Annotated in this window: 27 protein-coding genes; 17 read left to right on the top strand and 10 right to left on the bottom strand. The window is 69.1% G+C overall.

Annotation, left to right across the window (positions count from 1 at the left end; genetic code table 11):
* Positions 1 to 6: 6 nt before the first annotated feature.
* The gene (msrB, locus tag BMW51_RS13300) at positions 7 to 504 is read right to left on the bottom strand and encodes a peptide-methionine (R)-S-oxide reductase MsrB (RefSeq protein ID WP_177171679.1); all 498 of its coding nucleotides are present in this window, start codon (positions 502 to 504) and stop codon (positions 7 to 9) included.
* A gap of 85 nt (positions 505 to 589) precedes the next feature.
* Between msrB and BMW51_RS13295 the strand changes: the two genes are divergently transcribed.
* The 9 genes from BMW51_RS13295 to BMW51_RS13255 all read left to right on the top strand — a co-directional run bounded on the left by BMW51_RS13295 (position 590) and on the right by BMW51_RS13255 (position 7,530).
* Positions 590 to 1,852, top strand: a complete 1,263-nt coding sequence (locus tag BMW51_RS13295; RefSeq protein ID WP_093007212.1) for a glutamate-5-semialdehyde dehydrogenase — start codon at positions 590 to 592, stop codon at positions 1,850 to 1,852.
* Between the two features lie 19 nt (positions 1,853 to 1,871).
* Positions 1,872 to 2,522 (top strand): nicotinate-nucleotide adenylyltransferase, encoded by a 651-nt coding sequence (locus BMW51_RS13290; RefSeq protein ID WP_245708524.1) that lies wholly within the window; start codon positions 1,872 to 1,874, stop codon positions 2,520 to 2,522.
* Positions 2,523 to 2,545: 23 nt separating this feature from the next.
* Positions 2,546 to 2,959 carry a ribosome silencing factor gene (rsfS, locus tag BMW51_RS13285; protein WP_093007208.1) on the top strand — a complete coding sequence of 138 codons (414 nt, stop codon included), beginning with the start codon at positions 2,546 to 2,548 and terminating at the stop codon, positions 2,957 to 2,959.
* 1 nt (position 2,960) lies between these two features.
* Positions 2,961 to 3,383 carry a 23S rRNA (pseudouridine(1915)-N(3))-methyltransferase RlmH gene (locus BMW51_RS13280; protein WP_093007206.1) on the top strand — a complete coding sequence of 141 codons (423 nt, stop codon included), beginning with the start codon at positions 2,961 to 2,963 and terminating at the stop codon, positions 3,381 to 3,383.
* A 3-nt stretch (positions 3,384 to 3,386) separates the two neighbouring features.
* The gene (locus BMW51_RS13275) at positions 3,387 to 4,529 is read left to right on the top strand and encodes a murein hydrolase activator EnvC family protein (RefSeq protein WP_245708520.1); all 1,143 of its coding nucleotides are present in this window, start codon (positions 3,387 to 3,389) and stop codon (positions 4,527 to 4,529) included.
* Positions 4,530 to 4,644: 115 nt separating this feature from the next.
* Positions 4,645 to 6,030, top strand: coding sequence for a S41 family peptidase (locus BMW51_RS13270; RefSeq protein WP_093007204.1), 1,386 nt, complete (start codon positions 4,645 to 4,647; stop codon positions 6,028 to 6,030).
* Positions 6,027 to 6,521 carry a disulfide bond formation protein B gene (locus tag BMW51_RS13265; RefSeq protein WP_093007202.1) on the top strand — a complete coding sequence of 165 codons (495 nt, stop codon included), beginning with the start codon at positions 6,027 to 6,029 and terminating at the stop codon, positions 6,519 to 6,521. Before BMW51_RS13270 ends, BMW51_RS13265 begins: the two co-directional genes overlap by 4 nt.
* Positions 6,518 to 7,051, top strand: coding sequence for a demethoxyubiquinone hydroxylase family protein (locus BMW51_RS13260; protein WP_093007200.1), 534 nt, complete (start codon positions 6,518 to 6,520; stop codon positions 7,049 to 7,051). Before BMW51_RS13265 ends, BMW51_RS13260 begins: the two co-directional genes overlap by 4 nt.
* A 26-nt stretch (positions 7,052 to 7,077) precedes the next feature.
* Positions 7,078 to 7,530: a hypothetical protein gene (locus tag BMW51_RS13255; RefSeq protein WP_093007311.1), complete on the top strand. Its 453-nt coding sequence runs from the start codon at positions 7,078 to 7,080 to the stop codon at positions 7,528 to 7,530.
* Positions 7,531 to 7,556: 26 nt separating this feature from the next.
* On the opposite strand, the gene BMW51_RS13250 is transcribed toward BMW51_RS13255, so the two are convergent.
* Positions 7,557 to 8,189 (bottom strand): DedA family protein, encoded by a 633-nt coding sequence (locus BMW51_RS13250; protein ID WP_093007309.1) that lies wholly within the window; start codon positions 8,187 to 8,189, stop codon positions 7,557 to 7,559.
* A 93-nt stretch (positions 8,190 to 8,282) separates the two neighbouring features.
* Here BMW51_RS13250 and BMW51_RS13245 point away from each other — a divergent pair, with 93 nt between their 5' ends.
* Complete coding sequence (locus BMW51_RS13245) at positions 8,283 to 9,077, top strand: aldo/keto reductase (RefSeq protein WP_093007198.1); 795 nt, start codon at positions 8,283 to 8,285, stop codon at positions 9,075 to 9,077.
* 52 nt (positions 9,078 to 9,129) lie between these two features.
* Here the strand turns inward: BMW51_RS13245 and BMW51_RS13240 are convergent, their stop codons facing one another.
* Positions 9,130 to 10,533, bottom strand: coding sequence for a UdgX family uracil-DNA binding protein (locus BMW51_RS13240; RefSeq protein WP_093007196.1), 1,404 nt, complete (start codon positions 10,531 to 10,533; stop codon positions 9,130 to 9,132).
* A 92-nt stretch (positions 10,534 to 10,625) separates the two neighbouring features.
* On the opposite strand from BMW51_RS13240, the gene BMW51_RS13235 reads away from it, so the two are divergent.
* Positions 10,626 to 10,895, top strand: coding sequence for a GNAT family N-acetyltransferase (locus BMW51_RS13235; protein WP_093007194.1), 270 nt, complete (start codon positions 10,626 to 10,628; stop codon positions 10,893 to 10,895).
* Between the two features lie 4 nt (positions 10,896 to 10,899).
* On the opposite strand, the gene BMW51_RS13230 is transcribed toward BMW51_RS13235, so the two are convergent.
* Positions 10,900 to 12,147, bottom strand: coding sequence for a putative DNA modification/repair radical SAM protein (locus BMW51_RS13230; protein ID WP_093007307.1), 1,248 nt, complete (start codon positions 12,145 to 12,147; stop codon positions 10,900 to 10,902).
* Positions 12,148 to 12,233: 86 nt separating this feature from the next.
* Between BMW51_RS13230 and BMW51_RS13225 the strand changes: the two genes are divergently transcribed.
* Positions 12,234 to 13,499: a hypothetical protein gene (locus tag BMW51_RS13225; RefSeq protein ID WP_093007192.1), complete on the top strand. Its 1,266-nt coding sequence runs from the start codon at positions 12,234 to 12,236 to the stop codon at positions 13,497 to 13,499.
* On the opposite strand, the gene smc is transcribed toward BMW51_RS13225, so the two are convergent.
* From smc to BMW51_RS13205, 4 genes are read right to left on the bottom strand one after another with little or no spacing between them, the layout of a single operon-like run.
* Positions 13,441 to 16,860, bottom strand: a complete 3,420-nt coding sequence (gene smc / locus BMW51_RS13220; RefSeq protein ID WP_093007190.1) for a chromosome segregation protein SMC — start codon at positions 16,858 to 16,860, stop codon at positions 13,441 to 13,443. The two genes, BMW51_RS13225 and smc, sit on opposite strands and share 59 nt — an antisense overlap.
* A gap of 35 nt (positions 16,861 to 16,895) precedes the next feature.
* Positions 16,896 to 17,624: a thioredoxin domain-containing protein gene (locus BMW51_RS13215; RefSeq protein ID WP_093007188.1), complete on the bottom strand. Its 729-nt coding sequence runs from the start codon at positions 17,622 to 17,624 to the stop codon at positions 16,896 to 16,898.
* A gap of 16 nt (positions 17,625 to 17,640) precedes the next feature.
* Positions 17,641 to 18,321, bottom strand: coding sequence for a thioredoxin domain-containing protein (locus BMW51_RS13210; RefSeq protein WP_143051865.1), 681 nt, complete (start codon positions 18,319 to 18,321; stop codon positions 17,641 to 17,643).
* An 11-nt stretch (positions 18,322 to 18,332) separates the two neighbouring features.
* Entirely contained in the window at positions 18,333 to 18,845 is a 513-nt protein-coding gene (locus BMW51_RS13205; RefSeq protein WP_245708518.1) for a DUF721 domain-containing protein, read from the bottom strand.
* A 26-nt stretch (positions 18,846 to 18,871) separates the two neighbouring features.
* Here BMW51_RS13205 and BMW51_RS13200 point away from each other — a divergent pair, with 26 nt between their 5' ends.
* The 3 genes from BMW51_RS13200 to nudC are packed head-to-tail and all read left to right on the top strand — an operon-like array spanning position 18,872 to position 22,268.
* Positions 18,872 to 19,966 (top strand): A/G-specific adenine glycosylase, encoded by a 1,095-nt coding sequence (locus tag BMW51_RS13200; RefSeq protein ID WP_177171678.1) that lies wholly within the window; start codon positions 18,872 to 18,874, stop codon positions 19,964 to 19,966.
* Positions 19,966 to 21,375: a serine hydrolase domain-containing protein gene (locus BMW51_RS13195; RefSeq protein WP_245708510.1), complete on the top strand. Its 1,410-nt coding sequence runs from the start codon at positions 19,966 to 19,968 to the stop codon at positions 21,373 to 21,375. Before BMW51_RS13200 ends, BMW51_RS13195 begins: the two co-directional genes overlap by 1 nt.
* A gap of 2 nt (positions 21,376 to 21,377) precedes the next feature.
* Complete coding sequence (gene nudC, locus BMW51_RS13190) at positions 21,378 to 22,268, top strand: NAD(+) diphosphatase (RefSeq protein ID WP_093007180.1); 891 nt, start codon at positions 21,378 to 21,380, stop codon at positions 22,266 to 22,268.
* A 28-nt stretch (positions 22,269 to 22,296) separates the two neighbouring features.
* On the opposite strand, the gene mnmA is transcribed toward nudC, so the two are convergent.
* A complete protein-coding gene (gene mnmA / locus BMW51_RS13185; RefSeq protein ID WP_093007178.1) occupies positions 22,297 to 23,397 on the bottom strand; it encodes a tRNA 2-thiouridine(34) synthase MnmA in 1,101 nt (366 codons plus the stop codon).
* Between the two features lie 266 nt (positions 23,398 to 23,663).
* Here mnmA and sciP point away from each other — a divergent pair, with 266 nt between their 5' ends.
* Together sciP and BMW51_RS13175 are read left to right on the top strand one after the other, a co-directional pair.
* Complete coding sequence (gene sciP / locus BMW51_RS13180; protein WP_019516291.1) at positions 23,664 to 23,963, top strand: CtrA inhibitor SciP; 300 nt, start codon at positions 23,664 to 23,666, stop codon at positions 23,961 to 23,963.
* 91 nt (positions 23,964 to 24,054) lie between these two features.
* A complete protein-coding gene (locus BMW51_RS13175) occupies positions 24,055 to 24,312 on the top strand; it encodes a GlsB/YeaQ/YmgE family stress response membrane protein (RefSeq protein ID WP_093007303.1) in 258 nt (85 codons plus the stop codon).
* Positions 24,313 to 24,373: 61 nt separating this feature from the next.
* Here BMW51_RS13175 and BMW51_RS13170 read toward each other — a convergent pair whose 3' ends face one another.
* On the bottom strand, positions 24,374 to 25,117 hold the full coding sequence (locus BMW51_RS13170) for an SIMPL domain-containing protein (protein WP_425440996.1): 744 nt from the start codon (positions 25,115 to 25,117) through the stop codon (positions 24,374 to 24,376).
* Positions 25,118 to 25,215: the final 98 nt, after the last annotated feature.

Genomic DNA, 25,215 nt, shown 5'->3' with positions numbered 1-25,215 from the left:
TCGCGATCAGGCGGGACGGAACGTCATCGCCACGCCGTTCATGCAATAGCGCAGGCCGGTCGGCTTCGGACCATCGTCGAACACGTGACCCAGGTGGCCGCCACAGCGCGGGCAATGCACCTCGGTCCTGACCATCCCCAGCGTCGAGTCGCGCCGGGTCGCGACCGCGCCCTTCAGCGGCGCCCAGAAACTCGGCCAGCCGGTTCCGCTCTCGAACTTGGTCCTGCTCGAATAGAGCGGGTGCGCGCATCCCTTGCACGCGAAGACGCCGGCGCGATGCTCATTGTTGAGCGGGCTGGAATAGGGGCGCTCGGTCCCTTCCTCGCGCAGCACCTGATAGGCCGCCGGTCCCAGCTGCGCGCGCCATTGCGCATCCGTCTTGGTGACGGGGAAATGCTCCGCTGCGGCGGCCGAGCGCGCGCCGCACGCCATCAGCGTGGTGGCGGCGGCACCCATCCCGGTAAGCGCGAGGAAGCGGCGGCGGTCGACAGGCTGGTATGTCATGCAACTTATGTAAGTCGTCATGTCGCCGCCGCCAGAGGAAGCGCGCGTTGTGTGCAGGCCGCGATTCTGTGCTAGCGGAGCGCCGATGCTCGCCCCCGAAGCCTCGACCACGTTGATCGCGCGCATGGGTGCGCGTGCGCGCGGCGCTGCCGGCGTGCTGGCGAGCGCGCCCGACGCGCGCCGCGCCGAGGCGTTGCGGTGCGCCGCACGGGCACTCAGCAAATCCAGCGAGACGATCCTCGCCGCCAATTCGATCGACGTGGCGCGCGGGCAAGATGCCGGGCTGTCGGCGGCGATGCTTGACCGGCTCCGGCTCGACGCGGCGCGGGTAAAGGCGATCGCCGCCGGCGTCGCCGCGGTCGCCGACCTCGTCGATCCAGTGGGACAGGTGATCGACGCGGCGACGCGACCCAACGGGCTCGAGCTGACCCGCGTGCGCGTGCCGATCGGCGTGATCGGTATCATCTACGAGAGCCGCCCCAACGTCACCGCGGACGCGGCCGCGTTGTGCGTGCGCGCGGGCAATGCGGTGATCCTGCGCGGGGGAACGGAGGCGATCGAGAGCAATCGCGCGATCCACGCCGCTCTCGTCGACGGGCTGATGCAGGCCGGGCTGCCCGCCGACGCGGTGCAACTGGTGCCGACGACCGACCGCGCCGCGGTCGGCGCGATGCTCGCCGCCGACGGGTTGATCGACCTCATCATCCCGCGCGGCGGCAAGAGCCTGGTCGCGCGCGTCCAGGCCGAGGCGCGCGTACCGGTGCTGGCGCACCTCGACGGGATCAACCACGTCTTCGTCCACGCCTCTGCCGACCCGGAGATGGCGCGCCGCATCGTGCTCGACGCCAAGATGCGGCGTACCGGCATCTGCGGCGCGATGGAGACGCTGCTGATCGACCGCGATTTCGTCGATCCCGCGATGTTGGTTGAGGCATTGCAGCAGGCCGGATGCGAGGTGCGCGGCGATCCGATTGAAGCGTCGATCGGCGAGATCGTGAAGCCCGCTGATCCGGCCGACTGGGACACCGAATATCTCGACGCGATCTGCTCGGTCGCGCTGGTCGACGGCGTCGATGCGGCGCTGGCGCACATCGCGCGTCACGGATCGGGCCATACCGACGCGATCGTCGCCGCCGACGAACGCGTCGCGGAGCATTTCCTCGCCCGCTGTGACAGCGCGATCGTGCTCTGGAACGCTTCGACGCAATTCGCTGATGGTGCCGAGTTCGGGCTGGGTGCCGAGATCGGTATCGCGACCGGGCGGCTGCACGCGCGCGGGCCCGTCGCGCTCGAAGGGCTGACGACGTACAAATGGGTCGGGCGCGGCAGCGGGCAGGTCCGCGGTTGACCAGATGGTGCAGGCGGCGATGACGCGCCGCATCGGCCTGCTCGGCGGATCGTTCAATCCGGCGCATTCGGGACACCGCCGCATCTCGCTTGCGGCGATCGAGGCATTGGGGCTCGACGAATTGTGGTGGCTCGTCTCGCCGGGGAATCCGCTCAAGCCCGCCCGCGGCATGGCGCCGTTCGCCGCGCGGCTCGCCTCGGCGCAGATGATGGCGCGGCGCAGCCGTATCCGCGCAACCGACGTGGAGGCGCGGCTCGGCACGCGCTACACCGTCGACACGCTGCGCCTCCTCACGCGCCGCTACCCGCGCGACCGCTTCATCTGGATCATGGGTGCGGACAATCTGCTGCAATTCTCCGCGTGGCGGCGCTGGCGCGAGATCGCGCGCACGATGCCGATTGCGGTTGTCGCGCGCCCCGGATATGATGCGCGCGCTATGGCGGCCCCCGCGATGGCGTGGCTCAGGCGCTTCGCTCATCCGTCTGCCTGTGCCAGGGATTGGACCGACTGGAGTGTGCCGGCACTGGTGCTGCTGCGTTTCCGCCCGGACCCGACCTCCGCGACGCTGAAACGCGCCGCCGACCCGCATTGGCATGAACGGTTCATGCCGCACAAAGACCTTGAGAAAGACATGGCACCAACGGTTCGTGCCTCCCATATCTTCACCTGAACCGGCAAACCTTAGGAGCAACCTTGCCCGCCACTCACGTTGCAAACCGATCGCTCGATCCCGACCACGTCGAGGCGCTGCATCGGCTTGTTCTCCAATCGCTCGACGACGATCAGGCTGTCGATACGATCACGATTCCGCTCGCGGGCAAGTCGTCGATCGCCGACCATATGGTGATCGCGTCGGGCCGCTCGACGCGGCAGGTCGCCTCGATGGCGGCGAAGCTCGCGGAGAAGATCAAGGCCGAGACGGGTCGTTCCGCGCGGATCGAGGGATTGCCGACCGCAGACTGGGTGCTGATCGACGCGGGCGACGTGATCGTCCACCTGTTCCGGCCCGAGGTGCGCACCTTCTACAATCTGGAACGGATGTGGTCGTTCGGCGACGCGCCCGCGGCGCCCGCCGACACCGCCGCGCCTGCACCGGGGAACGCCTGACCTGCTGCTCCATATCGTCGCGCGGGGCCGCATCGGCCGCTCGCCCGAGGCGGAGCTGGTCGAGCGCTATCTGAAACGGATCGCCTGGCCGACGCGGGTGACCGAGTTGCCCGATACCGGCGGGCGTGAGCCCGACCGCGTCGCCCACAGCCGCCGCGTGCTGCTCGACGAGAAAGGCGAGGTGCTCGGCTCGACCGCCTTTGCCCAGACCTTGGGTCGCTGGCGCGACGACGGCGTGCGTGAGGCGCGCTTCCTGCTGGGCGCCGCCGACGGGTTCGGCGATGCCGAGCGCGCGGAGGCCGATCTGCTCGTCTCGTTCGGGCGCGCGACCTGGCCGCACCTGCTTGCGCGCGCGATGCTCGCCGAACAGCTGTTCCGCGCGACCAGCATCCTCGCCAATCACCCCTATCACCGTGAGGGCTAGGGCGTGCGTCGGCTCCTGTCGGCGGTGGCCGCCCTGTTGCTGAGTGGAAGCCTGCTCGGGATCGTCGCACAGGCGACCGCCGCACCCGAACTGACCACCAGCGCCGCGCTGCGCACCGCGCGCGCGCACCGCGCCGCGGCGCAGGCGCGCGCCGCGCAGGCCGATCGCGCCGCCGCCGCGACCGGCAATCCGACCCGCCGCGCGCGTTTCAGCGAGGCTGCGCTTGAGGCGCGGGTCGAAATAGCCGAAGCCGAAATCGCGATCGCCGATCTTCGCGCCGCCGCGACCGACAAGGCACTCGCCGAACAACGCGAACAGCTCGCCGCGCAGCAGGAGCCGATCGCGCGATTGTTGAGCGGATTGACCGCGCTCGCGCGTCGCCCCGCCGCGATCGCGATCGTTCAGCCAGGCAGCCTCGACGATCTGGTTCACGTCCGCGCCGTGCTCGATGCCGCGCTGCCGGTGGTGCGCGCACGAACCGCCGCGATCCGCGGTGAGTTGGCGCAGACGCGCGCGCTCCACGCCAGTGCGGCGGCCTTGCAGGCCGAACTCGGCGCCGGGCGCGCGCAGTTGCTCGGTGCGCGACGCGCGCTCGCGGCGCTGCGCGACGAGCCGCTCGACGCCGGTACCGCGTCCGACCGTGCGCTGGCACTGGGCGAGCGCGCGCGCGACGCGGTCGATCGCCTGCGCGGCGCAGGTGATGCGCAGGCGACACTCGCCAGCCTCGTGTCGCTGCCCGGCCCGCCGATCCCGGCGGTGGCGGCCGAGATGGCGGCGCCGTACCGACTGCCGGTGAAGGGGCGGCTCGTGACCGGCTTCGGTGAGCTGTCCGACAATGGCGTGCGCGCGCGCGGGCTGACCTTCGCGGTCGCGCCCGCCGCGCGCGTCGTCGCTCCCGCGGCCGGGCGGATCGTCTTCGCGCGGCCATTTCGCGGTTTCGGCACGATCGTCATCATTGATCACGGGCAAGGCTGGGTCACGCTGCTGACCGGGCTTGCAGAGCTGTCGGTCGCGCGCGAGCAGCAGGTCGCGGCCGGCGCGTTGATCGGCACGGCGGCGTCGTCAAAGGCCGGCGACGAGGCGCCGCAGGTCACCGTCGAGCTGCGCCGTCGCGGCCGTCCGGTCGATCTCACCCTGTTGATCTGACGGGGAAGCCGGCGCGGGACCGCTCAGCCGCGGTTAAGCCCCGTGCTGCTTTGATACACTTCGGTTTTCCGCTACACCGCCGTTCCTACGCCCTCGAGGATCAAGCGCCCACCGCATGAAGTCGAAACTGCTCCAGGCCACGGCACTCGTCGCCACCGTCGCGCTCGTGCCGGTCGCCACCGGCGCGATGGCCGCGGCCGACACCAGCACCTACCGCGAACTCGACAAGTTCCTCGACGTCTACAACCGCGTAAAGGCGGATTACGTCGACAAGGTTACCGACGAGCAACTGGTGAAAGGCGCGATCGACGGCATGCTCGCCGCGCTCGACCCGCATTCCAGCTACGTCGACGCGTCCGACTTCGACAACCTCCGCATCATGACCGAGGGCAATTACGGTGGTCTGGGCCTGACCGTCTCGATGGAGGACGGCGCGGTCAAGGTCGTGGCCCCGCAGGAGGATACGCCCGCGGGTCGCGCCGGGATCAAGTCGGGCGACTACATCACCCACATCAACGGTAAGCTGATCTACGGCGGCACGCTCGACGAGGCGACGTCGCAGATGCGCGGAAAGCCCGGATCGAAGGTCACGCTGACGCTGATCCGCCCCGGCCGCGACAAGCCGATCGACGTGACGCTGGTTCGCGAGGTGATCGTCCAGCGTCCGGTCAAGTGGGAGGTGAAGGGCGATGTCGGCTACATCAACATCAACACCTTCTCCGAGAATACCGGCGCGGACACCCGCGCGGCGATCATGGCGATCGACAAGTCGCTCGGGCACAAGCCGCTCGGCTACGTCGTCGACCTGCGCGAGAACGGCGGCGGGCTGCTGACGCAGGCGATCGCGGTCAGCGACGCGTTCCTCGACCACGGCGAGATCGTCTCGCAGCGCGGGCGCGACAAGGCCGATATCGAGCGCTACTTCGCCAAGCCCGGCGACGATGCCAAGGGCCTGCCGGTGGTCGTGCTGACCGACTCGGGCACTGCCTCTGCCAGCGAGATCGTCGCCGGCGCATTGCAGGACCATCACCGCGCGCTGATCATGGGTGAGAAGACGTTCGGCAAGGGTTCGGTGCAGACGCTGCTGCCGCTCGGGCCGCGCACGGCGCTCCGCCTCACCACCGCGCGCTACTTCACCCCGTCGGGGCGCAGCGTGCAGGAGGGCGGGATCGAGCCCGACATCCGAGTGCCGCAGCTGTCCGACCCCGATTACAAGACGCGCCCCGTCTTCCGCGAGGCCGATCTACGCCGCCACCTGATCAACGAGATCAAGTCGCCCGATAACGCGGTGCTGGAGGAGGATACCAAGGAAGACCCACGCTTCACCGCCACGCCGGCGAGCCTTGAAAAGCAGGGGATCAAGGACTTCCAGCTCTGGTACGCGCTGAAGACCGTCGCGCGGCTGGGCGGCGCGCAGCAGGTCGCCGCGGTCACCGCCTCGATGGCGAAGCCTGCACCCAGCGCCACTCCGACGCGCGCGCCTGGGACCCCGCGCAAGTGACCGCGATCCTCAACGCGTCGCAGCGGCGCGCGCGCATCCTCGCGTTCCTCGTCCCCGCCGCGCTGCTCGCGGGGGCGTGGAGCTTCCAGCTGATCGGGCATCTCTACCCGTGCGAGATGTGCCATTGGCAACGCTGGCCACACTACGGCGCGCTGGTGCTCGCCGTCCTGTCGTTCATCGTCGGCGGTGCGCGGACGAAGGCGACGTTGGTCGCGGGCGCTGCAGCGCTGATCGCGATCTCGGGGCTAATCGGTATCTTCCACGCCGGGGTCGAATCCCATTGGTGGCAGGGGATTACCGCCTGCACGATGACGATCAGCGGTGCGGGGCGATCGACCGACGCGATGTTGAAGGATCTGCTCGCCGCCCCCATCGTTCGTTGTGACGCCGCGCAGTGGACGCTGTTCGGTGTCTCGCTCGCGGGCTGGAACGCCGCGGTGTCGCTCGTCGGCGCGGGCGTGATCGGATGGCTGCTCAGGAGGCGTGCATGACGTGGAAACCCGGTGATCGCCCCGCCAGGACTGATTCGATGATCCGCGTCGATCAGGCGGGCGAGTTCGGCGCGACGCGCATCTACGCCGGGCAGCTGGCGGTGATGGGCCACCGCACCGCGGTCGCGCGCGAGATTGCGGGCATGGCGTTGCAGGAAGAAAAGCATCGCGCCTTCTTCGACCGCATGATCGCCGAGCGCGGCGTGCGCCCGACGCTGCTCGCGCCGTTCTGGGACGCGGCGGGTTTCGCGCTCGGCGCGGTCACTGCCGCGATCGGGCCTAATGCGGCGATGGCGTGCACGGCGGCGGTCGAGACCGAGATCGACAAACATTACGAGGATCAGCTCGCCGAGCTGGGCGACAGCGATCCCGAACTGTCCGATGCGATCCGCGAGTTCCAGGCCGAGGAGCTCGAGCACCGCGACACCGCGCTCGCGCACGGGGCCGAGCAGGCGTTCGGCTATCCGATCATGTCCGCCGCGATCCGGCTCGGCTGCCGCGTCGCGATCGTCGCGGCGAAACGTATCTGAGATCGAGCATGGTTGAGGAAGGTTCGATGCGTGTCCTGATTGCCCTGCCGCTGATCCTCGCGGCAAACACTGCGATGGCGCAAGGCTCCGGCCCGCCCGCGCCGACGACGCCGCGCATCGCCAAGGTGACCGCAGCGGAAGGCGTGTCGAAGAGCGCACCCGTCAACGGCGTGCTCGTCCTCTATGGCAACGAGCGCTGCCCGACCAACGCCAACAACGAGGAAATCGTCGTCTGCGTCCGCCGCTCCGCCGAGGAGCAGTTCCGTATCCCCAAGGAACTCCGCAACTTCGAGGTGACGCCCGAGAATGCGAGCTGGGCGGTCAAGGAACAGGCCAATCGCACCGTCGGCAACGTGGGCGTCGGCACCTGCTCCGCGGTCGGCGCGGCGGGCGCTACCGGGTGTAACGTGCAGGACCTGTCGGCGTGGAAGCGCGAGCGTCAGGCGATGAAGAAGGCCGAAACGCCCGACCTGCCGTAAACGCGGGCGCTGATATCAGCGCTCGATCAGCCGTGCTTCTTCACGCCCCGCACGCGGTGCCAGATGTAGAAAGCGATCAGCGCGACCAGCACCACGCCGATCACCGCGTCCGCGCGGTGGAAGAACGCCTTCAACCGCGGATCGCTGTTCCACTGGTCGCCCAGCTTCATGCCGATCCAGGCGAGCAGCAGGCAGAATGGCCATGACCCGACGAACGTGTAGACGTGGAACGGGATCAGCTTCATCCGCGCGACGCCCGCGGGGAAGGCGATAAAGGTACGGATGACGGGCAGCATCCGCCCGATCAGGATCGCGAACCCGCCCCATTTGTTGAAGAACCGATCAGCGAGGTCGAGTTCGCCCGGGCCGATCAGCACGTAGCGCCCGAATTTTTCCGCCAGCGGGCGGCCACCGCGCTTGCCGATCTCGTACGCGACGATCGACCCCAGGTTGCACCCGATCGCGCCCGCGGTCGCGGCGGCGAACAGCTCGAACCGCCCGGTCGACACCAGATAGCCGGCGAACGGCATGATGATTTCGGACGGCAGCGGAATGCACGCGCTCTCGATCGCCATCAGCAGCACGATGCCGAAATAGCCCATGCCGGAGATGACGGCGATGGCGAATGCCGCGAGCGTTGCCAGGATCTTCTCGACCATGATCGCGCGCTTGCGCGAAACGCCGGCCAAAAGGAAGCTGCTTTCGAAAGCCCCCTCTCGGAACCGGGCCGTCCAGCAACGGTTCGTCACGGCATGACCAACCTCACCTTGAACGACGGCCGCACGATGCCGCAGCTCGGCCTCGGCACCTACCAGATCCCCGACGCGCAGGTCGCGACGATCGTCCGCGCCGGGCTCGGCGTGGGTTTCCGCCTCGTCGATACCGCCGCGATCTACCATAATGAGCGCGGCGTGGGTGAGGGGATGCGGAACGACGACGCATTCCTGACGACCAAATTGTGGAACGATCGTCACACCGACGCCGCCGCCGCACTCGACGAGAGCCTGGCACTGCTCGGCCGCGACGCGGTCGATCTCTACCTGATTCACTGGCCTGTCCCGGCGGTGGACGATTACGTCGACGCGTGGCAGTCGCTGATCAAGCTCCGCGATGCCGGCAAGGCGCGCTCGATCGGCGTGTCGAACTTCATGCCCGAACACCTCGACCGCATTATCGAAGCGACCGGCGTCACCCCCGCGGTCAACCAGATCGAGCTTCACCCGACCTTTCAGCAGCGCGACTGCGCCGCCTACAACGCCGACCACGGAATCGTGACGCAGAGCTGGAGCCCGCTCGGCCAGGGTGAGACGCTCAGGGACGAGCGGATCGTCGGCATCGCGGATCGCATCGGCGCGACCCCGGCGCAGGTTATCATCGCGTGGCACCTGGCGAAAGGCTACTCGGTCATCCCGAAGACCGGCAACGTCGACCGCCTCGCCAGCAATTTCGCGGCGCAGGAGGTTACGCTGTCAGCCGACGACGTTGCGGCGATCGACGCGATGGATGAGGCCAACGGCCGCATGGGCCCGGACCCGACGAACTTCTGATCTCGGGTCCAGTGACGATGGCGCGGCGTGCGGCCGGACACCGGCGCGCCGCTTAGGCAATGAGTGCGTGCGCGGCTCTCAGGTCCTCGACGAACTTGGCGTATTCACTTTCGCGCGCCGCCTCGTCGGGCAGGCGCAGCAGGTAGCTCGGGTGCACCGTGATCCACGCGGTGCCGCCGCCCTCGCCAGGTAGCGTCAGCGCGCGGCCGCGCTCGCGCCCGATCGTCATTGCCTTGCCGAACAGGCTGCGCGCCGCAGTCGCCCCAAGCGCGACCGTCACCTTGGGGCGCAGCAGCATTTGCTCCTGCTCGATCCACCAGCGGCACGCGGTGATCTCGCCCGCGTCGGGCTTCGCGTGAATGCGCCGCTTGCCGCGCGGCTCGAACTTGAAATGCTTCACCGCATTGGTGACGTAGGTTTCATCGCGCGTGATTCCGGCCTCGGCGAGTGCGCGGTTGAATACCTGACCCGCCGGACCGACGAAGGGGTGCCCGGCCAGATCCTCCTGATCGCCCGGCTGCTCGCCGACGAACATCATCGAAGCCGAGACCGGCCCCTCGCCGAACACCGTCTGCGTCGCGTGGCGATACAGGTGGCAGCGCGTGCAGCTCATCGCTTCCTCGCGCAGCGCCTCCCACGCCGCTTGCGCATTGCCGCCGATGCTGCTGCGTGCCTGCGCGATCATGCCACTCTCCCGTGCCTGCGCGGTCGCCAGCAGCTCGGGGACGAGTGCTGTTTCCGGCATGTTCTTCCAATATTTGCGCGGCATCTCCTTCAACATCGCGCCAACCTTGACGCGCGCGGGATTGAAGATGCTGGCGTAATAGGTCTTCCACACGTCCTCGATCGGGTCGCCGTCGGGCGCGTCGCCGCGCTGCGCGCCCGGTCCTTGCGACAGCGCCGCCCCGTCCCAGTGGAGCGAGACTTCGGGTGTCAGGATCGACCAGCGCATGCTGGCGAAACGGTTGACGAAGAAAGCGGCGTTGGCGCGCACGATATGATGGTCGGGCTCCCACCACGCGACGAAGCGCGCGGCGCCGACCTCATCCACTTCGCGGAAGCGCAGGAACGCCCGCATCTTGTGGATGTCGCGCCGCACGTGCTTGGCGAGACCGTCGAGCCGCCTGACCAGCGGGTCGGCCTGATCCTCCACCAGCTTGGGTTCGCGGCGCAGGCGGTAAAGCGCGGTGTAGAGCAGAGCGAACCGCTCCGGGTCATGATGCAGTACCGCACTGCGCGCGAGGTCGAGGAATGCGCGTGACACCTTGAGCGCGGGGGCCGTCGAATCGTGGCGCGGCGCAGGCGCGTCCCCGCCGGCGGCGGCGAACAGGTCGCCGGGCACGTCGCCGACCTGCCACACCACTTCATCGGGCGGAACGCCGTCGGCGACCAGCCCGCGCGCCGCGTCGCGCCAGGCGTCGAAATCGTCGGGCAGGGGAAGAGTGACCACGCGCATGCCCTCGCACAACCCGCAACCGCCCGCGCCGGTTGCGGATCGGCGCTCGACGGGCGGTGACACGCGCCGCGGCGGCGCTTTAGTCAGGCTGGATGACCGACCCGCGCGCAGTAACGATCCGCGATTATCGTACCGGCGACGCACCCGCGATGGCGCGTATCTACTTCCTCGCGGTGCACGCGCTTGGCACCCGCCGGTATACACAGGCGCAAGTTACCGCCTGGGCACCCGACGAACCCGATCCCGACCGCTTCGTCGCGCGCGCCGCCGATGGCCGGCGGACGCTGGTGGCGGTCGACAGCGACGGCGCGGTGATCGGCGTGCCGATCCACAATTACCTGATGACCCGCCCGCTCGGCTGACCGATCAGGCCGCGAACAGCTCCAACTGCTGCTTCTTGGGCGCGACCAGCGGCTTCAACTCGGCACGATCGGTCAGCGACACCGGGTGCCAATCGTCGGTGACGATGAACGGCCTGATCTTGGCGATCGAGACGGTCAGCCGCGCGACATCGTCGAGCCGCAGCCGTCGCCAGCGCCGTGAAGCCAAGATGTTCTTCACCGCCTTCGTGCCCAGCCCCGGCACGCGCAGCAGTGCCTCACGCGGCGCACGGTTCACGTCGACGGGGAAGTGCTCGCGAAACTTCAATGCCCAGGCGAGCTTGGGATCGATGTCGAGCGGCAGCATGCCCGTGGCGGCGTCGGTCGCGGCGACGACCTCGTGCGGCTGGAACTCGTAGAAGCGCATCAGCCAGTCGGACTGGTACAGCCGATGCTCGCGCATCAGCGGCGGACGCTGCAGCGGCAGCACCGCACTCGCGTCCGGGATCGGGCTGAACGCCGAGTAATAGACGCGCCGCAGGTTGAAGCGATCGTACAATTGCGATGCCTTGCCGACGATATCGCCGTCGGTCGCCGCGTCCGCGCCGACGATCATCTGCGTCGACTGGCCAGCGGGCGCGAAGCGCGGCGCCGACTTGTACTTGGCCTTCGCGTCGGTCAGGTCCGCGATCGACGCCTTGACCCCGCGCATCGCGCCTTCGATCCGCGCCTCGTCCTTCTCGGGCGCGAGCCGCTTCAGCCCCGACGAGGTCGGCAGCTCGACGTTGATTGACACGCGATCGGCGTAGAGCCCGGCCTGATGCACCAGCTCCGGGTCGGCGTCGGGGATGGTCTTGAGGTGGATGTAACCGCGGAAATGATGATCCTCGCGCAAGCTGCGCGCGACCTCGACGATCTGCTCCATCGTGTAATCGGGCGAAGAGATGATTCCCGACGACAGGAACAGCCCCTCGATATAATTGCGGCGGTAGAAGGATAGGGTGAGGTTCACGACCTCTTGCGCGGTGAAGCGCGCGCGCCGCACGTTCGAACTCTTGCGATTGATGCAGTAATGACAGTCAAAGATGCAGCTGTTGGTCAGCAAAATCTTGAGCAGCGAGATACAGCGACCATCGGGCGCGTAGGCGTGGCAAATGCCCATCCCCTCGGTCGAACCCAGGCCCTTGCCATCGCGACTGTCGCGCTTCGACGTGCCCGACGAGGCGCATGACGCGTCATACTTCGCCGCATCGGCGAGGATCGCCAGCTTCTGTTTGACATCGAGCTGCGCCATGCGTTCGATATATGTTCGCGTGACCGAAATGTCGAGCTTGTGCCGTCGCTTGCCGGCCGTCGCGTGCTCGGCCAAGACGTGGCGCGATGCGCGATACGATCGATCGATGGACCGCCCGGCTCGGCGATGAAGCGCCCTATTGGGCGCTCGCGCTCACCTGTCTCGCGGGGCTCGCGTTTAAGCTCCACTGCGGGGCCTATTGGCTCGGCGCCGAGCAATATACCACCGGCTGCTACAGCGACGCGGTGCCGTTCTGGGGACTGCGCGGGGTCGCGGCGGGGCAGGTGCCGTATTTTCAGGCGCGGATGGAATATCCCGTGCTCACCGGCGCGCTGATCTGGGTCGAGGGATTGGTCGCGCGCGTGCTGGGGCTCGGGCGCCCCGACGCGGCCGACTTTCTGACCGCCGTGTGGCTCGGCAACACCGCCTTCGCCTATCTGATCCTCCACCTGATGCGCCGCGCCGGTGTCGGCCGGTTGCGCCAATATGCCTGGGCACTCGCGCCGCCGCTGGTGCTGTATCTGGCGCACAATTGGGATCTGCTCGCAGGCAGCCTCGCAATTGCGGCGATGCTGGCGGCGCGGCGCGGCGATGACGTGCGCGCCACCGCGCTTGCCGCGCTCGGCGGCGCGGCGAAGCTGTTTCCGCTGCTGCTGCTGCCGCTGCTCGGGCTGGGCGCGCTGTGCCGGCGGGGCGGCACGCTCGGCAGCAACGTGGCACGCGCCGCCCTGCTCGTTCTCGTCGCGCTCGCGGCGTGGGGCGCGGTCAACCTGCCGGTCGCGGCGACCGCCTTCATCAACTGGAGCGAGTTCTACGCCTTTTCCAATCAGCGCAGCGGCACCGCGGCCAGCGTGTGGGAGCTTGCCAATACCTTCAACTGGTACCCGACCGACATTCCGGCGCGAAACCGACTGGCGCTGATCGCCTTTTTCGTCGGCGCCATCGGAATCGTGCTCGCGGGCTGGCGTCGCCACCGTCGCCAGCTCTGGGTCCTGTTCACGCCCGTGCTCGCGTGGTTCCTGCTCACCAACAAGGTATGGTCGCCGCAGTTCGACCTGTGGCTGTGGCCGCTCTTGGTCCTGACCGGCACGCGCGCGCGACCGCTCGCACTGTTCCTGCTCGGCGATCTGCTCGCCTATTTCGCCGAATTCTGGCTCTTCGCCGGGCTGGAGGGCGCGTGGCCCTCCGCCAGCCAAGTCGACGTCGCCACCGCTGTTGCCGTCCGCGGCGTCGCCGTCCTGTGGATCATCTGGGCGGCGGTACGCGACCCAGCGCCCGCGTGGATCAGCCGCGTTACTCCGCCGCGAGCAGCCGCTCCGCACTCCCCAGGTCGACCGATACAAGCCGGCTGACCCCGCGCTCGATCATCGTAACGCCGAACAGGCGGTGCATGCGGCTCATCGTCACCGCATTGTGCGTGACGACCAGATAGCGCGTCCGCGTCTCGCGCGTCATCCGTTCCAGCAGCGCGCAGAAGCGGTCGATGTTGGCGTCGTCGAGCGGCGCATCGACCTCGTCGAGCACGCAGATCGGTGCCGGGTTGGTCAGGAACAGTCCGAAGATCAGCGCCACCGCGGTCAGCGCCTGCTCGCCTCCTGACAAGAGCGTCAGCGATTGCAGCCGCTTGCCCGGCGGCTGCGCCATGATCTCGAGCCCTGCCTCGAGCGGATCGTCCGAGTCGATCAGCTCGAGATGCGCCTGGCCGCCGACGCCGTCGCCGGCATCGAACAACGTCGCGAACAGCCGGCGGAAATGCCCGTCGACCGCCTCGAACGCGGCGAGCAGCCGCTCGCGCCCCTCGCGGTTGAGCGTGCCGATCGACCCGCGCAGGCGGTTGACCGCCTGACCCAGTTCGGCGCGCTCGGCGGCGTTGCCCGCACCCGACGCTTCCAGCTCGGCCAGTTCCTGTTGTGCGACCAGATTGACCGGGCCGATCCGCTCGCGCTCGCGCGTCAGTCGCTCGAACGCGGTCGCCTCGACTTCTGGCGATCCGACTTCAGCGGGCGCGAAGCCGATTCGCTCGGGGAGCACGGGCGCGGGGCATTCGAAACGCTCGCCCGCGCGCCGCCCCAAATCGACACGGCGCAGTTCATGATGATCGGCGCGCGCGGCAGCACCCGCGCGTCGCTCGCGCGCGACCGACAGCGTCTCGCCCGCCTGTCGCACCCCGCTCTCCGCATCGCGCAGCGCCCGCTCTTGGACCTGCTCGTCCGCGCTGGCGCGCGTCACCTCGGCCCGGGTCCCGTCATGTTTCTCAACCGCCTGCGCGACGGCACGGGCAAGGTCTGGCAACTTCGGCGCAATGGCGGCGAGCTCGCGCGCGATCTCGCGCTCGCGCTTCGCCATCTCGGCAATCCGCCGCGCCGCGTCGCCCGCGCGTGCGCGCCAGCTCTTGGCATCGCCCAGCATGCCCGCGAGCCGTTCGCGCAGCACCGCCGCCTGCCGCTCGCCCGCCTGCCTCGCCCCGCGCGCGACGTCGACCGCCTGTCGCCGCGTCGCATCGTCGCGTTGCAGCGCGGCGATCGCGCTGGCGGTCGCGCTCGAATCGGGGAGTCCTGCGACCGCCAGCTCGGCGCGCGCCACATCGGCGGCCGCTTCGTCGCGGTCGCGCGCCGCGCGGCGCTCGCGCGCTGCGGCGTCGGCCCGTTGCCCCTCGATTCGCTCGAGCATCGTCTCCGCGCGTACCTGACGAGCCTGCGCGTCGCGCATGTCCCCCTCCGCCCGCGTGATCGCACCCCGCGCCGCGCGCGCGTCGCCCTGCGCCGCGGCGATCGCCTCGCTCACCGTGCGGAGCATCGCCGCCGCGTCGCTCGCCGCAGCGCGCGCCGCCGGCAGCGCCGCTTCGATGTGTGTCAGCCGGTTCCGCCGCTCCAGCCGCTCGGCCGCGGCGAGGCCGCCGGCGGTGACGATCAGGCCATCCCACCGCCGCATCTTGCCGTCTCGCGTCACCATGCGCTGCCCGACCGCGAGCGCCGCGCCGTCGTCTGCCGCGACCACGAACACCTGCGCCAGCCGTCGCGCGAGCACCGCTGGTGCCTCGACGTGCAGGCTTAGCGGTTCGCCACCGGAGGGTGCGACGGGATCATCATCGCGCCGTTCCGCAACCGTCCAATAGGCAGCCTCGCCCACGCCGAGCCCGATTTCCAGATCGTCGCCCAGTGCTGCGGCCAGAGCGCGCTCGTACCCCGGCGCGACCGTAACGCGATCGAGCAACCGCTCGCGCCCGCCGCGCTTGAGCGCGCGCGCGAGCGTCGCCTGCTCCGCCTCGAGCGCCGCCTGTTCGGCATGCGTCGACGCACGCGCCTGTTCGGCCGTGTCACGCTCGGCGAGGGCAGCACGTTCCGCCGCCTCTGCCGCGGTCAACGAGGCGCGCGCCTCTTCCTGAGCCGTCCGCGCAATGGCTTGCGCGCTCATCGCCGCGTCGCGCTCGGCCGCGGCCGGTTCGCTGCGCGCAATCGCGTTCAGCGCTTCGGCCGCCCCGGCGCGCTCGCGGTCGGCACGGGTGAGCCGTGCCTGCGCCTGCGTGAGCGCCGCCTGCGCGATCCGCGCCTCCGCCTGCTCGCTCGCCTGAGCCGCGAGCGCCTGTGCCAGCGCGACTTCGGCATCGCGGCCCAGCCGCTCCGCCGCACTCAGCGCCGCCTCCAGTCCGGGCAGTCCCGCCTCGGCCTCCGCGGCCGCGCGCTCGAGCGCCTTGGTGTCGGTCCCGAGTGTCGCGAGCGCCGCTGCCGCCTCGTTCGCGAGCGCCCCTTCGCGATCCCGGTCGCGGGCGCTTCTCGTAGCTGCCTGTTCCAGCTCCGCAGCTCTCCGCTCGGCCGCCGCGGCCTCGCCCCGCAAGGCCGCAAGTTTTTGCGCCGCCTCGCTCGCACGATCGCGCGCGGCGAGCGTGATGGCGCGTGCTTCCGCCACGACCGCAATCGCGGTGTCCTGCGCCGCTGCTGCCGTATCCTGCGCGTCCTGCGCGGTGGTGGCCACGGCCTCGGCCACCCGCGCCTCGTCGCGCGCCGCGATCGCGGCCCGATCGGCGTCGCGCCACTGCGCGAAGATGGTTCGCGCCTCCGCCACCCGGATCGCCTCTGATAGTGCGCGATAGCGTTCGGCGGTCCGCGCCTGTCGGCTGAGCGCACTCGCGCGGGCGTCGGTCTCGGCAATCACCGCGTCGAGCCGTTTGAGGTTCGCTTCGGTCGCGCGCAGCCGCGCCTCCGCGTCACGGCGGCGAACGTGGAGCCCAGCGATCCCCGCCGCTTCCTCCAGCATGGCGCGGCGGTCGGCGGGCTTGGCGGCAATGACGGCGCCAATTCGGTTCTGGCTGACCAGCGCTGGGCTGTGCGCGCCTGTCGCCGCATCGGCGAACAGCAGCTGCACGTCCTTCGCGCGTACGTCACGACCGTCGATCCGGTAAGCCGAGCCTGCGCCGCGTTCGATCCGCCGGACGACTTCGGTCTCCTCGCCCGCGTCCTGTTCCAGCAGGATCGATACTTCAGCGAAATCGCGCGGCGGCCGCGTCGCGGTGCCGGCGAAGATCACGTCCTCCATGCCCGCGCCGCGCATCGACCGGGCGGAGTTCTCACCCATCGTCCAGCGCAGCGCCTCGAGCAGGTTGGACTTGCCGCAGCCGTTCGGCCCGACCACGCCGGTCAGCCCCGGCTCGATCACCAGGTCGGCCGGGTCGACGAAGCTCTTGAACCCCGTCAACCGCAGCCGCTTGATCTGCACGCGCGAATGCTCCTTCTACGCGCGCGGGGTAGGCGTCAGGCGCCCGCGTTCTTCAATGCGCCCTCGACCCCGTCCCACGTCACGACATTGTCGAGCTTGTTGCCGTTCAGGAAGAACGTCGGCGTTCCCTGCACGCCCTTCTCGGTGCCCGCGTCCATGTATTTCGTCAGCGCCTCGATCTGCTTCTCGTCGGTCAGGCACGCACGTGCCTGCGCCTCGGGAATGCCGCGCTGCTTGACGAAGTCGATGAAGCCCAGCTTCTCGGCCCAGGCGGTGAAGATCTGCCCCGGCGCCTTGCCCTGCTGCGCCTGCTGGAACGCGCCCGCATCCTCCATCTTCGGCAGCACGGTCGGTTGCGCCGCGAACATCTCCTCCAGCAACGGGAAGAACGGCTGCGCGCCGCCGCAGCGCCCCAGCAGCGCGGGCGGGAAGTCGGGTGCGCCGTGGACCAGAAATTCGCGGAACTCGTACGAAACCTTGCCCGGCTTAACGTAATTCTCGATCAGCGGGCGCATGCCCGTGTTGGCGAACGCGCCGCACGTCGGGCACAGGCGCGAGCCGTACTCGACCAGCTTGATCGCGGCATTGGGATTGCCCATCACGTAGCCGCCCTCGGGCGTCGGCGACACCGTCTGCGTCCAGTCCTGCCCCGCAGGGGCGGCCGCTGCCTTGACCGAGCCGGCGGGTGCGCTCGGCGCGTCGTTGCTGCCGCCGCAGCCGGTCATCAGCGCCAGCGCGCCGGCGAGAAGTGCGATACGCTTCATGATCAACTCCGCTTTCTTACTTGCTGGTCCCTCGGGCGCCGGCCGCGCGCAACATCGGCTGCAATTGCGCCCAGGTCACCGTCTGGATCAGTTTGCCGTTCAGGATGAACGCGGGCGTGCCCGCCGCCACCTCGGTCGATTGCGACACCTTGAGTGCAGCGTTCATCGCATTCTCGTTGGCGAAGCACGCGTCGATCGCCGCCGCGGACACGCCCGCCTCGCGCGCGATGGCCGTCAGCCCGGCCCCGTCCGCCAGCGCGCGCAGCTGCGCGGTTTGCGGGTAGGTCGCGATCCGCGCGGCATTGGCGCCGTCCCAATCGATCGCGCGGGTGATCCAGTCCTGCTGCCGGGCGAGGAATGCCGCATGCACCGCCGGAAAGGCCTTCGGTCCCGCGCACCGTGCCAGTGTCGCGGCGGCGAGGTCGGTCTTGTCGTGCAGTTGGTTGCGCACCTCGACCGCGAGCGAGCCCGAACGCACCATCGCCTTGATGCTCGGCTCCGACTCGGCCGCGAAATGCGCGCAGTGCGGGCACGTGTAACTCAGGATCTCGACGAGCCGCACCTTGGCCTTGGGATTGCCGATCAGATAGCTGCCGGTCGCGACCGGTGCTGCCACTGCGGTCCACGGTCGCGGCGCCGCGCCGGCTGGCGCGGTGGCGAGCATCGTTGCGGCGAGCAGGGGCAAGAGCGTCTTCATGTCGACCGTTTTCACTTGATCCGGGGCAGGCTCGGGCGGTTGGCGACGCCTGAAGCAAGCGCCTCCAACACCGCCTTCAACTCGGGGTCGGCGATCGTCTTCAAACTGGCGCCCAGCTCGCTGGGGGCAGGCGCGAGTTCTGGCATCACGCGGCGCGGCGCCCGCTTGGTGATCTCGCCCTGCCGGATCGTGATTCGCACCACCGCCTGATAGCCGAAGAAGCGGTTCACCCGCTCGGTGATCTCCGGGATCACGTGCTGCATCATCACCGCATGCGCGCCACGGCACGTCAGCGTCAGCGTGCCGTCCTGCTTCTTGCCCATCGGAAATCGGATCGACTCGGGTGAGCTGACCGCCGCGAGCCGCTCGCCGACGATCTCGGGCCAGCGTGACACCACCGCCGATTGCACGAAGCCGAAGCGCCGAAACGCCGCGCCGCCGATCGCGGGCAGCAATTCGGACACGGCGCGTGACCGGTTCTGGCGCTCGGGCGGGGGCAGGGGGGCGCGTGGGCGCTTGCTCATCCGCCCGCCCATGCCATAGCGGACCCGTGGACGCCAAGGATTCGATCGCGCCGTTGCTGAGCAAGCCCGCCGATCCGAGCGCCGTCGCGCCCGCGTTGCTCGACTGGTACGACCGCCACCGTCGCGACCTGCCGTGGCGTGCGAAGCCCGGGGAGGCGCCCGATCCGTATCGCGTCTGGCTGTCGGAGGTGATGCTGCAGCAGACGACGGTTGCCACGGTACGCCCGCGATTTGTCGCGTGGACGCAGCGCTGGCCGACCTTCGCCGATCTTGCCGCCGCCGATGAGGCCGAGGTGATGGCCGCCTGGGCCGGGCTCGGTTATTATGCCCGCGCCCGCAACCTGCTCGCCGCCGCACGCGTGATCGCGACGGAGCATGGCGGGGCGCTGCCGCGGACAGAGGATGCACTGCGCCAGCTGCCCGGCTTCGGCGCTTACACCGCCGCTGCGGTCGCCGCGATCGCGTTCGGCGAGCGCGCGGTGGTGGTCGACGCCAATGTCGAGCGCGTGGTCGCGCGACTGTTCGCGATTTCCACGCCGCTGCCCGCCGCGCGCCCGGCGATCCGCGCCGCCACCGACCGCATCACGCCCGAGCAGCGCGCCGGCGATTTCGCGCAGGCAATGATGGATCTCGGGCAGGCGGTCTGCACCGTGCGCCGTCCCCGATGTCTCCTGTGCCCATTGAGCGCGCACTGCGCCGCTCAGGCGAGCGGCGAGTCCGAGCGTTTGCCGTTCAAGAAAGCGAAGCCGGAGCGTCCACACCGCTACGGCACGATATTCTGGCTGACGCGCGAAGGTGTGAGTGGCCGCGAGGTGCTGCTCGTCCGTCGCCCCGACAGGGGGCTGCTGGGCGGTATGCGCGCGCTGCCGACCGGGCCCTGGGAAGAGGTGCAACCCGGCCTTGCGAACGCGCCCATCCAAACCGACTGGCGCGCGCTCAACGCGGGCGCCAGCCACGGCTTCACTCACTTCACGCTCGATCTTGCGCTGGTGACGGGCGAGGCGCATGGCGCGGGTGAGCCCGCCGGCGAGTGGTGGCCGATTGCATCGCTTGGCGACGCCGGTCTGCCGACCGTTTTCGCCAAGGCGGCGCGCGCGGCGATGGGGATGGAGGCAGGGTGATGCTGGTTCGTTGGTCACGTGGACGCCGTGCCGGAATGGTCGCAAGCGGCGCGGCATTGGCGCTCGTCGCCGGGATGACGGTGGCGCGCGAGGCGGCGTCGCAGGCGAACCCTCGTCTGGCGGCTCCGTCGCGCCAGTCGGCCATGCCACGTCCGCGCATGCCGGTGCCGAACGGAGAAACGCTCGGACGTATCTTCCTGCCCGACACGCAAGGCTTGTTCGACCGTATCGTCGCTGACGGTCGCGCGCCCGGCATCGCGGGCGCCTTCGGGCACGGCGACGGTCCGACGCTCTACCTGTCGGCCGGCCGGATCGCCACCGACGCTGGCGCCCCTGCCGCCGGCCCCGACAGCTTGTGGCGCGTTTATTCGATGACCAAGCCGATCACTGGCATGGCTGCGATGCTGCTGGTGCAGGACGGACGCATCAGGCTCGACGACCCCGTCTCCAAATACATTCCGGCATTCGCGAAGATGCGGGTGCTGACCAATCCCGACACCTCGCTCGACACGGTGCCCGCGGTACGTCCGATCACCATCCGCATGCTGCTGACCCATTCGGCGGGGCTGAGCTACAACATCCTCGCCAAGGGACCGCTGCTGAAAGAGACCGAGCGGCTGGGCGTCGTGCCCGCGCAGGTCAATGCCGAGGTCGAGCGCGAGGCGCGTCGCACCCGCCCCACCAGCCTGCAGGCATTCGCCGAGCGCGCCGCGCAACTGCCGCTGATCGCACAGCCGGGTACGAAGTGGAGCTACTCAATCGGGCTCGACGTGATGGGCGCCGTGATCGAGCGCGCGAGCGGCATGTCGTTCGAACGCTTCGTGCAGACGCGGCTGCTCACCCCGCTTCGCATGACCTCGACCGGGTGGCAGGTTCCCGCTGGCGAGCGCGCACGCTTCGCCACACTCTATGTCGCCGCCGCCGGGCGGCTGATGCCGTTCGATCCGGCCTCGACTTCGCCCTATCTCGAACGTCCCAGCTTTCCCTATGGCGGCGCGGGGCTGGTGTCGTCGGCGCGCGATTATGACCGTTTCCTGCACATGATCCAGGACGGTGGAACGCTCGACGGGGTCGAGGTGATGAAGCCTGAGACGGTACGCCTCGCGACCTCCAACCTGCTGCCCGCGGGCGTGAGCTTCACCGGCTATAATCCCGGTACGCAGCCCGGCGCAGGATTCGGCGCGGGGGGGTACGTGCAGCTGAAAGACGCGCCCGGTGGCGCACCGCGCGGCACCTATGCGTGGAGCGGTGCGGCCAACACGATCGCGTTCGTCAATCCGTTGCAGCGGACGCGCGGTACCGCGATGACCAACATCTTCCCGCCCGGCAGCCTCGATCTCGCCAAGCAGGTCGGTGAGGCACTTCGACGCGATGCCGAACGACGCGCCGAACAGCAGGGGCGGCGGTGACAATGAGCGTAGACGGTAAACTCACTCCCGGCTTCACCGGCGGTACGCTCGACCGCGCCGATGCGCTGCGCCACGACGATGCCGCGCTCGCTGCCGCGATGGGAAACTGGCAGGCGCGATTGCTCGTCCTGCACAATTGGGAGCCCGAGGTCACCGACGACGGCCGGCTCGGCTGGACGATGCTGACCGAGGCGGCGGACGACGCCGAGTTCGTGCTGCTCGGGCTCGACAACGGCCGCCCGCGCTTCGCTGCCTTGCCGCCGGGGCAGGGCGCGCCACCGCCGTTCCGTTCGCCGACGTTGTTCGGCGTGCTCGACCAACTCCAGCCCGGCGAGGCGGCGACGTTCGCCACCGCGCGCTCGCTGCTCGACTGGCATGCGCGGCACCGCTTCTGCGCCAATTGCGGTACCCCGACCGCGCTTTTCCGCGCCGGCTGGGGCCGCAAATGCCCGAACTGCCACGCCGAACATTTCCCGCGCACCGACCCCGTCGTCATCATGCTCGCCGAGCATGATGGCCGCGCGCTGATCGGTCGCCAGCCGAGCTGGCCCGCCGGGCGCTATTCCGCGCTCGCCGGCTTTCTCGAACCCGGCGAGGCGATCGAGGAAGCCGTTCGGCGCGAGATCGGGGAGGAAGCCGGGGTCGAGATCGGTGCCGTGCGCTACGTCGCCAGCCAGCCTTGGCCGTTCCCCTCGCAGCTGATGATCGCCTGTGTCGGTCAGGCGCTGAGTGCCGAGATCACGCTCGACGAGAACGAGCTCGAAGACGCGAAGTGGGTCACCCGCGATGAGGTGATGTCGGCGCTGGACGGTAGCGGCGATGCATTTCTCGCGCCCCCGCCCTACGCGATCGCGCACACGCTGCTCCACGCCTGGGCGCACGAACTGGCGTAGGCCGGCCAGGCGAGTGCGGCCGGTTCGGCTATGCCGCGGCCATCGCCGCCTCGGTTTCGGCGATCCAGCCGCCGCCAAGCACGCGGTCGCCGTCGTACAGCACCGCCGCCTGCCCCGGCGCGACGCCGTATTCGGGCGCGTCGAACACCAGCCGGTCGCCCAGCATTCGCGCGGGCACCGGCTTCGCCATCGAGCGCACCTTCGCGGTGAGCGCGCTGCTGAGCGGACCGAGCACGTTCATGTCCTCCAACCGCGCCGCCGCGACCGCCAGCGCACGGCGGGGGCCAACGACGACGCGCTGCGCTTCTGCCTCGACACGCACGACGTAGAGCGGCTCGGGGCTACCGCCGATCTCCAGCCCGCGGCGCTGCCCCACGGTGTAGTGGATGATGCCGCGATGCTCGCCTAGCTTGCGTCCCGACAGGTCGACGATCTCGCCGCCCTGCGCGGCTTGCGGACGCAGTTTCTTCACCAGCCCGGCGTAATCGCCGTCGGGGACGAAGCAGATATCCTGGCTGTCGGGCTTGGCCGCAACCAGCAGCTCCAGTTCGGCTGCGATCTCGCGCACGCGCGGCTTGGGCAGGTTGCCGAGCGGAAAGCGCAGGAAATCGAGCTGCGCGGCTGTGGTGGCGAACAGGAAATAGCTCTGGTCGCGCGCCGGATCGGCACCGCGGTGCAGCTCGGCACCGTGCTCGCCTTCGACGCGGCGGACGTAATGTCCGGTCGCGAGCGCGTCGGCACCGAGGTCGCGGGCGAGCGCGAACAGGTCGGTGAACTTCGGCCCCATGTTGCACTGGACGCACGGGATCGGAGTACGCCCGGCGAGGTACTCGTCGGCGAAGCGGTCGACCACCTGTTCGCGAAAGCTCGTTTCGTGGTCGAACACGTAATGCGCGATGCCCAGCCGGTCGCACACCGCGCGCGCGTCGCGGATGTCACGACCCGCGCAGCACGCGCCGGCGCGCTTCGTCGCCTCACCATGATCGTAGAGTTGCAATGTGACGCCGATCGTCTCGACCCCGGTGCGCGCGGCGAGCGCGGCGACGACCGAGCTGTCGACCCCGCCCGACATCGCGACGACGATGCGGCGCGCGCCCGGCGGCAACTGGAAATCGGCGAGTTCTTGCATGGCCTTGTTATAGGCAGTTCGTCGCTCGCCCGCCACTCGCCGCCGCAGCCGGGCGCGTGCTTTACCGCTCCTTCAGCTTCTCGGCCCTAAGCGGGATTGTAACAAACGACGGTAACGGGGTGGCCAGGCGTGAACAGGATATCAGAAGACAGGACGAAGCCGTGAAGACCCTGTTTACCGCGCCGCTTTAAACGCCGTTCAAGGCCATCGTCCTACAAGGGCCGCACGATGGAACGGGGACACGAGTCCCCAGCCGAGGTTTAGGAATGATCGAGAACCAGAAAATTCGTCCCGCTAAAGTCATCGGCCCGCTCGGCGAGCCGCTGACGCTGGACACGTTGCCGCCGGCGGACACGACGCGCTGGGTCGTGCGGCGCAAGGCGGAGGTCGTTGCGGCAGTCAACGGCGGGCTGTTGTCGGTCGACGACGTGTGCGCGCGCTACGGCCTGACCGTGGAGGAATTCGCCGGTTGGCAGCGCGCGATCGATCGCTCGGGCATGCCCGGTCTTCGGGTGACCCGCATCCAGCATTACAAGTCGCTGTACGAACGCCAGCAGAAATTCTGAGCCGAGGTTTCGCCTGCGGAACAATAATTTGTTGTCAAGCGTCTTTCCCCCAGCGCCCGGCTTGGGCGAGTAACCAAGGGGAGTGTTTGCGATGAACCTCATTATCTGGCTTATTGTTGGTGGTGTCATTGGTTGGCTGGCCAGCATCATCATGCGCACCGACGCGCAGCAGGGCATCTTCCTGAACATCGTCGTCGGCATCGTTGGCGCGTTCCTGGGTGGCCTGATCTTCACCGGTGGCTCGATCAACAACGCGCCGCTCAACCTTTACTCGTTCCTGATCTCGCTGCTGGGCGCCGTCGTCCTGCTCGCGATCGTCAACCTGTTCCGTCGCGGTCGCGTGCGTTAATCGCACCACCGAACGGTACAAGCAGAACGGCCGCCCGAGCGATCGGGCGGCCTTTTCGCGTTTATTTCAGCACGAAGCGAACGTTGATCGTCGCCGACACTTCGGTTTCTCCTGGCAGCACCTGTGTCGCCGGGCCACTATCCGCCGCCATCGCGCGGGCGCGGAACATCACTGGGGGCTGGGGCTGGCCGCCGTCATTCTCGCCCGCTTCGTTGATCGACAGGATGCTGTCGACCCGAAGACCCGCCGCCTGCGCGTAAAGCGCGGCACGAGCCTTGGCGCGTGCGACCGCGTCGGTCCGGGCAGCGTCGAGCGCAGCGTCGGGCTGCGACAAGGACAGCGACGGTCCATCGATCTGGTTAGCGCCTGCCTTTACCAGCGCGTCGAGCACCGCGCCGCTGCGCGCAATGTCGCGGAACTTGACCGACACGCTGTTGATGGCCTGATACCCGGTTACGACCGGCGGCTGGTTGTCGGCGTAGCGGTATTGCGGCTGGAGCGACACGTTGCTGGTCGACAGGTCGCGCTGGGCGATGCCGGCGGATTTGAGGCTGGCGATCACCTGCGCCATGCGCGACGCATTCTCCTGCGTCGCGGCGGCCGCGGTCGGCGCCTGTGTCACGACGCCCGCGCGGATCACCGCCTGATCGGGCGTGCGCGTCACGCGACCGGTCGCGCTCACCTCCAGCACGGTGCCGTCGATCGGCGCCGCCTGCGCCGAATATGCTTGTGCCATCGAGCCGGTTGGTAGCATGAGCGCCGCCGCTCCGGCGAGCCACATGGCGGCGTGTGAAGTTGATCGCATGAAAAGACCTCCCGTTCGTTAACGCTTGATCGTCTAGAGTCGCCGAAACCAACACAAGCTGAATGATGCGCGGGCTTGCGCGCGGTGACGTAGCTGGA

This window comes from Sphingomonas palmae (assembly GCF_900109565.1).
Taxonomy (GTDB): Bacteria; Pseudomonadota; Alphaproteobacteria; order Sphingomonadales; family Sphingomonadaceae; genus Sphingomonas; species Sphingomonas palmae.
This window is presented reverse-complemented; position numbering and strand designations above follow the sequence as displayed.

Coding starts and splice junctions, on each gene's coding strand:
- BMW51_RS13175 (WP_093007303.1), top strand. CDS start 24,055: ATGAACCTCATTATCTGGCTTATTGTTGGTGGTGTCATTGGTTGGCTG.
- BMW51_RS13225 (WP_093007192.1), top strand. CDS start 12,234: ATGCGCGATACGATCGATCGATGGACCGCCCGGCTCGGCGATGAAGCG.
- BMW51_RS13205 (WP_245708518.1), bottom strand. CDS start 18,845: ATGAGCAAGCGCCCACGCGCCCCCCTGCCCCCGCCCGAGCGCCAGAAC.
- BMW51_RS13195 (WP_245708510.1), top strand. CDS start 19,966: ATGCTGGTTCGTTGGTCACGTGGACGCCGTGCCGGAATGGTCGCAAGC.
- BMW51_RS13210 (WP_143051865.1), bottom strand. CDS start 18,321: ATGAAGACGCTCTTGCCCCTGCTCGCCGCAACGATGCTCGCCACCGCG.
- BMW51_RS13290 (WP_245708524.1), top strand. CDS start 1,872: ATGACGCGCCGCATCGGCCTGCTCGGCGGATCGTTCAATCCGGCGCAT.
- BMW51_RS13245 (WP_093007198.1), top strand. CDS start 8,283: ATGACCAACCTCACCTTGAACGACGGCCGCACGATGCCGCAGCTCGGC.
- BMW51_RS13255 (WP_093007311.1), top strand. CDS start 7,078: ATGCGTGTCCTGATTGCCCTGCCGCTGATCCTCGCGGCAAACACTGCG.
- BMW51_RS13260 (WP_093007200.1), top strand. CDS start 6,518: ATGACGTGGAAACCCGGTGATCGCCCCGCCAGGACTGATTCGATGATC.
- BMW51_RS13215 (WP_093007188.1), bottom strand. CDS start 17,624: ATGAAGCGTATCGCACTTCTCGCCGGCGCGCTGGCGCTGATGACCGGC.
- msrB (WP_177171679.1), bottom strand. CDS start 504: ATGACATACCAGCCTGTCGACCGCCGCCGCTTCCTCGCGCTTACCGGG.
- sciP (WP_019516291.1), top strand. CDS start 23,664: ATGATCGAGAACCAGAAAATTCGTCCCGCTAAAGTCATCGGCCCGCTC.
- BMW51_RS13230 (WP_093007307.1), bottom strand. CDS start 12,147: ATGGCGCAGCTCGATGTCAAACAGAAGCTGGCGATCCTCGCCGATGCG.
- BMW51_RS13295 (WP_093007212.1), top strand. CDS start 590: ATGCTCGCCCCCGAAGCCTCGACCACGTTGATCGCGCGCATGGGTGCG.
- BMW51_RS13170 (WP_425440996.1), bottom strand. CDS start 25,117: ATGCGATCAACTTCACACGCCGCCATGTGGCTCGCCGGAGCGGCGGCG.
- BMW51_RS13270 (WP_093007204.1), top strand. CDS start 4,645: ATGAAGTCGAAACTGCTCCAGGCCACGGCACTCGTCGCCACCGTCGCG.
- BMW51_RS13235 (WP_093007194.1), top strand. CDS start 10,626: ATGACCGACCCGCGCGCAGTAACGATCCGCGATTATCGTACCGGCGAC.
- mnmA (WP_093007178.1), bottom strand. CDS start 23,397: ATGCAAGAACTCGCCGATTTCCAGTTGCCGCCGGGCGCGCGCCGCATC.
- BMW51_RS13240 (WP_093007196.1), bottom strand. CDS start 10,533: ATGCGCGTGGTCACTCTTCCCCTGCCCGACGATTTCGACGCCTGGCGC.
- nudC (WP_093007180.1), top strand. CDS start 21,378: ATGAGCGTAGACGGTAAACTCACTCCCGGCTTCACCGGCGGTACGCTC.
- BMW51_RS13250 (WP_093007309.1), bottom strand. CDS start 8,189: ATGGTCGAGAAGATCCTGGCAACGCTCGCGGCATTCGCCATCGCCGTC.